Consider the following 11,268-nt stretch of genomic DNA (forward strand, 5'->3'; position numbering starts at 1 on the left):
CCCGCCTTCAGCCGCCGTCGGTCAACGCCGCGATGGCGCCGGCAACCCCGGTCGCGTATTCCCCCGGGCCCAACTCCATCTCCAGCACCAGGCTGTCGCCGGATTCCCAGTGCCAGTCGAGCCGGCGCGGGCGCAGCCGCAGCGGTCGGCGTGCAGGGGCCAGACCCTCGCGCTCGAGGCCCTGTGCCAGCTCGCACCAGTCGTGCGCGACGGCGTTCTCGAGATCCAGGACCGCACCCGCGCTGCCCGGCCCGCCCCGGCCCCAAAGGGGTCCGGTGGGATGCAGGTCCAGCCGTTCGCAGCGCGCCCGCAGTTCCTCGTCAACGTCCGCAACCGGGAAGACGCTGCCGGACCCGTCGAGGTTCGCCAGGTCGCCCGGCAGCAGACGGTCCCAGGACCCGTCCTGCACGCGCCGCCGCAGAACGGCGTTGAAGATCACGGCCCGGGCGGCCGAGAGATACAGGCTCCGCTGGTTGCGACCGCGCGGCCGAAGCCGGCCGGCAAACCAGGCCTGCGCACGCTCCACGTTGCCGTGGCCGAAGCGCTGCTCGCCGAAATAGTCCGGCAGCCCGCGCTCGCGCATGCCCTCCAGCAACGCGTCGGCGGCCGCATGATCACCCGCCACCTCGCGCAGGCGGACCCGGAAGCGGTTCCCGCCCAGATGCCCGGTCTTCAGTTTGCGCGAATGGCGCCTGCTGGCGAGGATCTCCACGCCGTCGAGGACCTGCCGCGACCAGTCCGGCTCCTCCCGGCCCGGCAGTTGCACGCTGAACCACTGCGTCGTCACCGCGTGCCGGTCCTTGCGGCCCGCATAGCCGACGTTCACCCTGGGTACACCGGCGACGCGCGCAAGCCACTCCGCGACCGCCTCGCTATTGTGCCCGATCTTGCGGATGTGCAGCCAGACATGCTCGCCCGCCCCGTCCGGCTCGGTCGCGGCGATTTCGTCGACGACGAAGTCCTCCGGGAGCACCTTGATATGCCCCCGCAACGGGATCGACCAGGGAAACAGCGGCGCCGTCCCCGGATCGGCACTCATGATCCCGCTCCATGACCCTTCGGAGCCAGATTCGCCCGTGGCTCGGCGACGCGGTCCCGCAGGTACACGGGCTGCGCCAGTTCGGGGCTGACGGACTCCCCCCGCGCGTACGCCGCCACCGCGAGGAGAGCCACCTCCCGGGCACAGGGCAGCGCGGCCGGATCGACTTCCGCAGCCCCGAGTCCGAGTCGATCGATGAGTTCGGGATAGGCGCCGAGGCCGCTGCCCAGGGCCAGGCGCGGTGCCCCGGTCCAGACTGCGGCCACCTTCCCCGGAGCGCTCAGATGTTCCTCCGGGACGCCCACGCGGCCCTGCGCGTCAACCGCCAGCAGGGACCAGTACACCTCGCCCATGCGCGCGTCGAGCAACGCCAGCACCTGGCCTGCGCCCCGGTCGGCCCCCTGCTGCGCCAGTGCCGCCAGGGTCGACACCGGAACCACGGGACAACCCACGGCGAACGCCAGCCCCTGCGCGACCCCGAGACCGAGCCTGACCCCGGTGAAGGCCCCCGGTCCGCGGCCGATCCCGACGGCATCGAGCTGCCCCGGCACCAGCCCGGCTTCGGCCAGCAGTCGGTCCACCTGGTCCAGGATCAGTTCGCCGTGGCGCCGCGCCGCGCCCGGCTCGAGCAGCCAGCGCAGCTCGCCATCGACCCACAGTGCCGCCGAGCAGGCCTCGGTCGCGGTCTCCAGCGCGATCAGACGCATACGGCGTCTCCCCGCCCCTGCCGGGCGTTGTGCAGGAACTCCAGGGCATGGACGGGATCGCGGGTCTCGTGGAAGCGCGGCAGGCTGCGCAGGAACTGCCGCCCATAGGGCTTCTGGGTCAGCCGCGGATCGCAGAGGGCGAGAATACCGGCGTCGTTGGCGTCGCGAATCAACCGCCCGACACCCTGCTTCAGCGCCAGGACCGCCTGCGGCAACTGGAACTCCATGAACGGGCTGCCGCCCCCGGCCTCGATCGAGGCGGCACGCGCCTGCAGCACGGGATCGTTCGGGGCCGCAAACGGCAGACGGTCGATGATCACGATCGACAGGGTATCACCGCGGATGTCCACCCCCTCCCAGAAGCTGTGCGCACCCAGCAGCCAGGCGTCGCCGGAGTCACGGAAACGGGCCAGGAGTTCGGCGCGCGGCTGCTCCCCCTGCACCAGCAGGGGTCGCTCGGGAGGCAGGCGGTCACGCAGCAGCGCCGCCGCCTCCCGCAGCGCCCGGTGGCTGGTGAAGAGAAAGAAGCCGCCCCCGGGATTGCCGCTGAGCAGGGGCCAGGCCCAATCGATACAGGCCCGGGTATACCCGGGCGTGTTCGGGTTCGGCAGCGGGTGTTCGGGCAGGGCGAGGCAGGCCTGCCGGGAGAAGTCGAAGGGGCTGTCCAGGCGCTCGGCACGGACGTCGTCGGGCAGGCCGAGGCGCCGCGCGGCATGGCTGAAGTCCTCCCCGACGGCCAGCGTCGCGGAGGTGAAGATCCAGCTCGCCGGGCGCGCGGCACGGCGCTCCGCCAGAGGCCGCGCGGCGTCCAGCGGAGTCCGGTGCAGCATCAGGCTCTGCTTGAAGCGCTCGACCCAGGGCACGGTCTCGGGGCTCTCCTCGAGCCAACCCCGCAGGCGCCCGCGCAGGGTCGTGCAACGGCCCCGCGCCTGATCCAGACCCGGGCTCCGGTCGGCCGCCCCCGTCAGCGCGTCCTCCATCTCGGCCAGCGCCAGATCCAACCCGGACAGTGCCGGGAGAACGCCGGGGGCATCGCCGACTTCGGCCCAGCTGGCCCGGGCGGGCCAGGCCTCGGAGCAGTGCAACAGCGCCGCGACCGCCGCCTGCAGCGCCGCAACCCGGTCGCGCAGATCCACCATCTCCGGGGCGTCGCGCTCCATCTCGCGCAGCACGTCGCGGCCCAGTTCACGCACCGCCCGGGTCCCGACCGCAAGCCCGAAAAACGCCCCGGCAATCTCCGGCAACTGGTGTGCCTCGTCGACGATCACCGCGTCGACCTCGGGCAGCAGGTCCCCGAAGCCCTCGTCCTTCAGCGCCATGTCCGCCAGCAGCAGGTGATGATTCACCACGATCACCTCGGCGTCCTGCGCGCGCCGCCGCGCGCGAACCACGAAGCAGTCGTTGAAACGCGGGCATTCGCCGCCCAGGCAGTTGTCCACGGTCGACGTGACCTGCGGCCACAACGGTGCGTCCTCGGCGAGGATGCCGGCCTGGGTCAGGTCGCCCGTCGCCGAGGTTCTGGCGAGCCGTCGCAGGGACTCGATCGTCGCGAGCTGCCGGCCCCTGCCGATGGCGTCGCCGGCGGCGGCTTCCAGCCGGTAGTGGCACAGGTAATTGGATCGCCCCTTCAACAGGGCGATCCTCGGGCGGCGACCCAGCGCCTCGCAGACCATGGGCAGATCCTTCGCGAACAGCTGATCCTGCAGCGTCTTGGTGCCGGTGGAGATCAGTACCCGGCGCTCCGACAGCAGCGCCGGCACCAGGTACGCATAGGTCTTGCCGACGCCAGTCGCGGCCTCGATCAGGAGCGCCGAGGGCACGTCCTCGATCACCTCGGCCACCGCCCCCGCCATGACCTGCTGCTGGGCACGAGGCTGGAACCCGGGAACCGCCCGCGCCAGGATCCCGCCCGGGCGCAGCGCTGCGCGTGCGCGCTCCGCAGCCTCCGCGACGGCATCAGCCAAGCGCCCGCTCCAGACGCCGCACTTCCTCCAGGGCACTGCGGGCACCCTCGGTGTCGCCCACTGCCTCGCGTGCCCGGGCAATGATGCGCCAGTTCGACAGGCTCAGCGCACGATCCGCGGAACCGAGTTGCAGCGAGCGATCCGCCATCCGCTCGGCCTGCTGGAACTCCTGCTGCTCGAGCCGGACCTGGGCCAGCCGATTCCACAGACCCGCGTCACGCGGGGCGATGCGCAGGGCCCGTTCCAGCTGCAGGCCCGCGAGGCGCAGGTTGCCCTCCGCCCGCGCCTCGTCGGACTGCGCGGCCAGGGCGAGCGCCGCCGGGGCGATCGACACCGCGTCGGGAGCCGGCTCGGACACCGCTGCAGGAGGGAGAACCTCCTCCGCCCCGGGCAGCGGGTCGACCACCACGGCTCCAGCGCCCGCGTCCGGCGGCATGCCGGGCCGGGACGCAGGCACCGCACAGGCGCCGAGCATCAGCGTCACCAGCAGCAACGCCGGAAGCCGCCCGGCCAGGCTGTCCCCGGCCAAGCCCCATCGTCGTATCACTCTCATCGGAACCACCTCTCCAGCCAGCCGGACCCTTCGTCCCCGAATGCCGCCCCGATGTCGCAGGCGGCACGCGTCCTGGGAACCGAGTCACGCCAGAACGGGAGTTCGATACGATCCGCGCAGGCCTCCGTCTCGGTGCGCAGGCCGGAATGCCGATCCACCCATTGCGACTGGATCTCCGGATGATGCCCCAGGTTCAGCGAACCGCCCGGCAGCGCGGCCATGGTACGGACCCAGATGGGCACGGCGCCAGTTCCGCCCGTCAGGCCGATGGGCCGATTGTCGTCGAGCCCCAGCCAGATCACCAGCAGGTGCCGGTCATCGAAGCCGGCAAACCAGCTGTCGCGCAGATCGTTGGAGGTCCCGGTCTTGCCGGCCAGCACACGCCCGGGCAGACGACTGCCGATGGCGCGGCCGGTACCCTGGGTGGTCACGTCGTGCAGGGCCTGGTTGACCAGGCGCACCGCCCCGTCCGGGACCGCGCCGCGGAGTTCCAGGCTGAAGTGCGACAGTTCCTGATGGTCGGCATCGAGAACGTCCCGAATGGCCCGGCTGCGGGTCGCGTAGCCGCCATTGGCCAGCGCCTGGTAGAGCGTGGCGATCTCCAGCGGCGACATGTCCAGCGCCCCCAGCGCCAGCGACGGCAGCGGCGCCGGCGTCCGTTCCAGCCCGAGCGTCTGCATCAGCCGGATGACCTGGGAGATGCCGATCTGCTGGGACAGCCGCACGGTGGCCACGTTGTAGGAGCGGACCAGCGCCTCCCAGGCCGTGACCTGGCCGTGAAATTCGCGGTCGAAGTTCTGCGGCGACCAGGGCTGACCGTGGGGCAGTTGCAGCGTCAGCGGACTGTCGTCCAGCAGCGTCGCCAGCGTATAGCGCTCGGGATCCGACAGGGCCGCGAGGTAGACGAAGGGCTTGATCAGCGAACCGACCGGACGCCTCGCCTCCACGGCACGGTTGAAGCCGGGAAAGCGCGGGTTGCTGTCGCCGACCAGTGCAAGAACCTCTCCCGCGAGCGGATCGGTGATCACCGCAGCCGCCTGCAGCGGATCGCGGATGCCGCGCCCTGCAATGAGTTCGGCCACGCCTTCCTCGATGTGGCGCTCCAGCGTGAACTGGATGCCCGGGTCGAGAGTGGTGAAGATGCGCAGCCCTTCGTTGCGCAGATCCTCCTCGCGGTACTCGGTGCGCAGCTGCCGGCGCACCAGGTCGAGAAAGGCCGGGAAGTGGCCCTCGCTGCGCGGCGCCCGCGGGGAGACGCCCAGGGGCCGCGCCTTCGCCTCCTCGACCTGGTCGAGCGAGGCCAGCCCCTCCCGCAGCATCCGGTCGAGCACGCCGTTGCGGCGCGCCAGCGCGCGCTCCGGGAACCGGCGTGGATCGTAGTAGCTGGCGCCGCGGGCCAACCCCACCAGCAACGCCAGCTGGTCCAGGTCGAGCTCGCGCAGCGGACGCTGAAAATAGAACTCGGCGGCGAGACCGAAGCCGTGGATCGCGCGGTCCCCCGCCTGGCCCAGAAACACTTCGTTCAGGTAGGCCTCGAGAATCTCCTCCTTGGCATAACGGTACTCCAGCAGGATCGCCATCACCGCCTCATTGAGCTTGCGCTTGAGGCTCTGTTCGTGGGTCAGGTAGAAGTTCTTCACCAGCTGCTGGGTCAGGGTGCTGCCGCCCTGCACCGTGCGCCCGGCGCGGAGGTTGGCCCAGGCGGCCCGGGCGATGCCGATCGGATCCACGCCCCGGTGCGCGAGGAAACGCCGGTCCTCGGTTGCCAGCAGTGCCGCGACGAGTCCCGGCGGCACGTCTTCCAGCATCACCAGGATGCGGTCCTCGCCGTGGGTCGGATAGATGCTGCCGATCAGCATCGGCTCGACCCGCATCAGATCCACGCTGCCGTGCTGGTCCCTGAGATCGGTGACCATGCCGCCTCCCAGACGCATGCGCACCGCGCGGGCGGGCTCGGCCCCGTCGCTGAAGACGAACGGCCGGGTCCGTAGGGAGACCTCATTGCCCTGAATCGAGAACTGGCCGGGCCGGGAATCCCCCTCCTCGTAGTTCAGCGCCTCGAGTTCCAGCCGCAACAGATCCGCGGTCAGGGAACGGCCGACGTACAGCTCCAGCGGGCGTGCGAACACACGCGCCGGCAGCGACCAGCGCTTACCCTCGAAGCGGGCCTGTATTTCGCGGTCCATCTGCTGCACGTACCAGGCGCCGATCGCGCCGGCGACGAGCAACAGGCCGAGGGAGAACCAGAACCCGGCGGCAAGCGTGCTGCGAATCCGCGAACGGGACCTGGGACGGCGTCTGAGCATCATGGTGTTCGATTTCGGGGAAACGCCAATGGTAACCTGAGGCGTCGCTATCTGACAGGTAAACCAGCCTCGACCCGCAGGCCCCGCATCCCAACCAGAGGTCCCCATGGACCCGCTCGAACGACAGCAGAAACTCCTTCGGAACCTCTCCGAATCCGGCCGTTTCCCCCATCCGGCATCCTCGGTGGAACACATCGACACCCATATCTCGACGGTGCTGCTGGCCGGAGAACACGCCTACAAATTCAAAAAGCCGCTGGACCTCGGCTTTCTCGATTTTTCCACCCTGGATTCGCGCAAGGAGTTCTGTGCGGCCGAGCTCGAGATCAACCGGGCCCTGGCTCCCGGCATCTACCTGAATCTCGCCACGGTGCGGGGCTCGCTGGAAGACCCACGCATCGACGATGACGTCGACAGTGACGACGGCAGCCCCGTGCTGGAGTACGCGGTGCACATGCGTCGCTTCGACCGCGACCGGCAGCTCGACCGTCTGCTGGAGGCGGATCGGCTGCCGGTGACGGCCATGGACGAACTGGGCCGCACCGTGGCCCGCTTCCACGAGAGCACGGAACGCGCCGGAAAGGCCTCGGAACACGGCACCCCTGAGCAGGTCCTGGCTCCGATGCTGGCCAACTTCGAGGCCCTCGCGCCCTCGGCCGAACGGGTGGCCGAACGCCGCGAGCGTCTGCAGGAACTGGAATCCTGGACCCGGAAGACCGCGGAGCATTTCAACCCCGTCATCGCCGAACGGCACCGGGAGGAATTCGTGCGGGCCTGCCACGGCGACATGCACCTGGGCAACATGGTCTACATCGACGACGAGCAGGGGCGGGAACGCCTCGCCATCTTCGACGGGATCGAGTTCAACCCGTCGCTGCGCTGGATCGACGTGGCCTCGGAGATCGCCTTCCTGACCATGGACCTGCACGCCCGGGGCGCCCCGGGCCATGCGCATCGGGTGCTCAACGTCTACCTCGAGCACCGCGAAGACCTCGGTGCGCTGACCCTGCTGCCGTTCTACCAGGTGTACCGGGCGCTGGTGCGTGCCAAGGTCAACGCCATCCACGCCGCAGAGTCGGGGCTGGATGCGGCGGAACGTCGGCACTGCGATGCAGAGGTGGAACGTTACCTGGCGCTGGCGGCGCGCCTGCGCGACCCGGGTCGCCCTGGCCTGATCCTGATGCACGGCGTCTCCGGCACCGGCAAGACCTTCGTCAGCACGGAGATCCTCCAGCGGCTCGGCGCGATTCGCCTGCGCAGCGACATCGAACGCAAACGCATGATCGGACTGGCCCCCGACGCCCGTCCCAGCGCCGAACAGCAGGCCTCGCTCTATTCTCCGGAGGGCATCCAGGCGGTCTACCGGCGACTGCTCCTGCAGGCCGAAACCCTCCTGCAGCAGGGCCATACGGTGATCGTGGACGCAACCTTCCTGACGCGGGACCAGCGCAGACCCTTCCAGCTTCTCGCAGGGCGCCTCGACGCCGGGTTCGCGATCGTAGCCTGCGCCGCGGACACGGACACTCTGCGCGAGCGCCTGGCAGAGCGCGGCCAGAAGGGAACCGACGCCTCCGACGCAGGCCGGACCGTGATGGAGGAACAGTTGTCGCAGGTCGAGCCACCGGGCGCTGACGAAGCGGCGCTGAACACGGGCCCCGGGAACCCCCTGGACTGGGCGACACTCGAACATATGGTTCGAGGCAACACCGGGGGCTAGAGGGCCATGCGGAAAGTTCGGTAACGATGGAACACAGCCAGACACTCCGGAGCAACACGGGCAAGGGCAGGAATAGCCACTCCATTTCAAACTTGTCCAACGCAGCGCCAGCGTGTCTGGCGCAGCGACCGGGTACCGTTTCCCGCATGGTCCACTGGGATGACAAGCGTGGCGCCGGGACCTAAGCTCAGGGGTCGGCGTTCCAGCAGCCCAGAGCCGGACCTGACGCGAAGGACCGCAATCGGTCCGGGCGGCCGGGAGCACGGCCCAGCGTCCCGCGTCATGGCGGGCGCGCCGACCACCAGGAGTATCGTCCGATGCCTGCACGCCTGACCTTGCTCTTCACCCTGGCCCTGCTGCTGCCCACGGCCGCACAGGCGGACGCCCTGCTGCGCTTCGTCGACAGCGAAGGCGAACAATCCGAGATCCTGGTCAAGGGCCCCTACGCGCGCATGGACATGGTCAACGGCGGCGGCGGCGGCACGGGCTTCATGCTCTTCAACGCGGGCGACCGCTCGCTCTACATCGTCGACCAGACCAACCGCAGCTACATGCGCTTCGACGAACAGGTGATCGACGCCCAGATGCAGGCGATGGAGCAGATGATTGCCGACCTGCGCGCCCAGATCCAGCAACTTCCGGCCGAGGCACGCGCCGAGATGGAGGCCCAGTTGGGTCTTGGGGTCGAAACCGGGCCCGTCGAAGTGGAGACGCGTGCAACCGGCCGGGAACAGGAAATCGGCGGGCTGCGCTGCGAGGAGAAGGAGATCATCGTCGGCGGCAGGGTGCAGAACGTCGCCTGTGTCGCCGGGCCCGGCGAGCTCGGACTGTCGCTGCGCGACTTCGACACCCTGAATGCCTTGATGGGGCGCCTATTCGACCTGTCCCGCCGGGCGCTGGACGCAGGCGGCCCGATGGCCCAGGCCATGAGCTCCAGCGTCATGCCTCCCCTCGACGGAGTTCCGCTGGAGGTCCGCGACCTGCGTGATGGGGTCAGCACCCGGCTGGCCGGGATATCGACGGATACCCTGAGTCCCGAATTCTTCCGGATCCCCCAGAACTATCGCGAACAGGAAGCGTTCTGATCCTGGACATGGCCACCTGCCGACACGTGCTGCTGCCGCTGCTGCTGGTCTCGCTGGTGACGGCCTGTGCCGGCACGCCGCCCGCCCCCGGCAAAAGGGACCTCACCCAGGCCGGGCCGCTGCCGGCTCCCTCCGACATCGGCCTGATCCGTTCCGAGATTGTGCTCGCCGCACTGGGACACCTCGATGCGCCCTACCGCTACGGGGGCACTGGCGCCGCGGGACTGGACTGTTCGGCTCTGGTGCAGCGGGTCTACCTGCAGGCCGGCCTGAGCCACGTGCCGCGGACAACCGCCGAGCAGGCCCGAGCGGCCCGTCGCGTTCCCCCGGACCGGATCCAACCCGGTGACGTACTGTTCTTCGCCGCCCGCGGGAATCGAATCGACCACGTGGGAGTCTTCATTGGAGATGGCCGGTTCATCCACGCCCCGAACGCGCGCAGCCAGGTCCGGATCGAGCCGCTGGCCTCCACCTACTGGGAGCCGCGCCTGCGCAGGGCCGGGCACTTCTTTGACTAGACCCATCACCGCAAGGAATCCGACATGTCCATGATCCGACTTTCTCTCCTGTCCACCCTCGCCCTGCTGCTGATCCTGCCCGCCACACACGCACAGGAACTGGTGCTCGAGACCGACGACCGACGCATCTACGCGACCGAAGGCGAATATGCGTTCTACCGCGAGATGCTCGAGTCGGCGATCGGCGACGAAGGGCTGGTGATCAACGCGGTCGGCAACATTGCCACGATGCTGGAGCGCACCGGCGCGGACCTCGGCGGCGAGACCCTCTACCTGCACGGCGAATCGCTGGAATTCTGCAGCGCGGTGTATTCCCGCCGGATGATGGAGGCGGATCCCCACAGCATCGTATTCTGCCCGTACGTGATCGCGATCTACGAACTGGCCGCCGAACCCGACACGATCTACATCGGCTATCAGCGCGTTCCCATCGTCGGTGACGAGGCTTCCCGCAAGGCCCTGCAGGACGTCGAGGACCTCATCGACCGCATCACCAACAACGCGATGGCCTTCTGAGCGGTCTTCCCCGGGCCGGCTGGCGGCTTCAGCCGGGTCGGCGCGCGTGCGCCGGCCGGAACGACCTGACGCGGACCGGGTCGGTGTCCAGGTAGGGTCCGCCAATCAGGTCCACGCAGTACGGGATCGCCGGGAACACCGCGTCCAGACACTCGGCGATCGCCGAGGGCTTGCCGGGCAGGTTCACGATCAGGGTGGCGCCGCGGACACCCGCGGTCTGCCGCGACAGGATGGCGGTCGGTACGTGCCGCAGGGACACCGCCCGCATCTGTTCCCCGAAGCCCGGCAGCATCTTCGTGCAGACGGCCTCGGTGGCCTCGGGGGTGACGTCGCGCGGCGCGGGCCCGGTCCCCCCCGTGGTCACGACCAGGCAACAGCCCGCGTCATCGCACAGGGCGGCGAGGCTCGCCTCGATGCCGGCGCGATCGTCGGGGATCACCCGCAGCACGGGTTCCCAGACCGACGTCAGCGCCGATTCCAGCCAGGCCTGTATCGCGGGCCCGCCCTCGTCCGCGTACTCGCCCCGGCTCGCGCGGTCGGATACGGTGACGATGCCGATGCGGGCAGGCGTCGGATCGACCATGTTCACTCCCTCTCCTTAGAAAAGCCGCAAACGGTAGGTCGGGTTAGCCCAAAGGGCGTAACCCGACGGGCCTCGCACCCCACCCATGGGCGCAAAATAGCGTCGTCCCCGGGACCTCGTCGGGTTACGCTGCGCTAACCCGACCTACTGGGCTGTGACTTTCACGCTAACCCGCGTAGGGGGTGTCCGGCCCTCGGCGCGGACCACCAGAAGGGACATCGATGTTGCCTCCCGGTGACAGAGATGCCGCACCGCCTGGCGGGGCTCCGGCACCGCTCGA

General features: G+C 69.6%; 10 protein-coding genes. 4 read left to right on the forward strand and 6 right to left on the reverse strand.

The features are described 5' to 3' along the window. Window positions 1-7: 7 nt before the first annotated feature. The 5 genes from EA346_RS09110 to mrcB are packed head-to-tail and all read right to left on the reverse strand — an operon-like array spanning window position 8 to window position 6,569. Window positions 8-1,039, reverse strand: coding sequence for a tRNA pseudouridine(13) synthase TruD (locus EA346_RS09110; protein ID WP_296757790.1), 1,032 nt, complete (start codon window positions 1,037-1,039; stop codon window positions 8-10). Continuing rightward, window positions 1,036-1,746, reverse strand: a complete 711-nt coding sequence (gene tsaB, locus EA346_RS09115; RefSeq protein WP_296757792.1) for a tRNA (adenosine(37)-N6)-threonylcarbamoyltransferase complex dimerization subunit type 1 TsaB — start codon at window positions 1,744-1,746, stop codon at window positions 1,036-1,038. The genes EA346_RS09110 and tsaB overlap by 4 nt, the downstream gene beginning before the upstream one ends. Further along, window positions 1,737-3,710 carry an ATP-dependent DNA helicase gene (locus tag EA346_RS09120; RefSeq protein ID WP_296757795.1) on the reverse strand — a complete coding sequence of 658 codons (1,974 nt, stop codon included), beginning with the start codon at window positions 3,708-3,710 and terminating at the stop codon, window positions 1,737-1,739. Before EA346_RS09120 ends, tsaB begins: the two co-directional genes overlap by 10 nt. Beyond that, window positions 3,703-4,263, reverse strand: a complete 561-nt coding sequence (locus EA346_RS09125) for a tetratricopeptide repeat protein (protein ID WP_296757798.1) — start codon at window positions 4,261-4,263, stop codon at window positions 3,703-3,705. The genes EA346_RS09120 and EA346_RS09125 overlap by 8 nt, the downstream gene beginning before the upstream one ends. Further along, complete coding sequence (gene mrcB / locus EA346_RS09130) at window positions 4,260-6,569, reverse strand: penicillin-binding protein 1B (protein WP_296757810.1); 2,310 nt, start codon at window positions 6,567-6,569, stop codon at window positions 4,260-4,262. The genes EA346_RS09125 and mrcB overlap by 4 nt, the downstream gene beginning before the upstream one ends. Window positions 6,570-6,675: 106 nt before the next feature. Here mrcB and EA346_RS09135 point away from each other — a divergent pair, with 106 nt between their 5' ends. The 4 genes from EA346_RS09135 to EA346_RS09150 all read left to right on the forward strand — a co-directional run bounded on the left by EA346_RS09135 (window position 6,676) and on the right by EA346_RS09150 (window position 10,405). After that, complete coding sequence (locus tag EA346_RS09135; protein WP_296757800.1) at window positions 6,676-8,286, forward strand: bifunctional aminoglycoside phosphotransferase/ATP-binding protein; 1,611 nt, start codon at window positions 6,676-6,678, stop codon at window positions 8,284-8,286. Between the two features lie 317 nt (window positions 8,287-8,603). After that, complete coding sequence (locus EA346_RS09140) at window positions 8,604-9,371, forward strand: hypothetical protein (RefSeq protein ID WP_296757803.1); 768 nt, start codon at window positions 8,604-8,606, stop codon at window positions 9,369-9,371. 8 nt (window positions 9,372-9,379) lie between these two features. Beyond that, window positions 9,380-9,889: a C40 family peptidase gene (locus EA346_RS09145; RefSeq protein WP_296757805.1), complete on the forward strand. Its 510-nt coding sequence runs from the start codon at window positions 9,380-9,382 to the stop codon at window positions 9,887-9,889. Window positions 9,890-9,913: 24 nt separating this feature from the next. Next, on the forward strand, window positions 9,914-10,405 hold the full coding sequence (locus EA346_RS09150) for a DUF302 domain-containing protein (protein WP_296757806.1): 492 nt from the start codon (window positions 9,914-9,916) through the stop codon (window positions 10,403-10,405). 28 nt (window positions 10,406-10,433) lie between these two features. On the opposite strand, the gene mog is transcribed toward EA346_RS09150, so the two are convergent. Beyond that, window positions 10,434-10,988, reverse strand: a complete 555-nt coding sequence (gene mog, locus EA346_RS09155; RefSeq protein WP_296757812.1) for a molybdopterin adenylyltransferase — start codon at window positions 10,986-10,988, stop codon at window positions 10,434-10,436. Window positions 10,989-11,268: the final 280 nt, after the last annotated feature.

This window comes from Thioalkalivibrio sp. (genome assembly GCF_007692535.1).
In the GTDB taxonomy this organism is placed as follows: domain Bacteria; phylum Pseudomonadota; class Gammaproteobacteria; order Ectothiorhodospirales; family Ectothiorhodospiraceae; genus Thioalkalivibrio.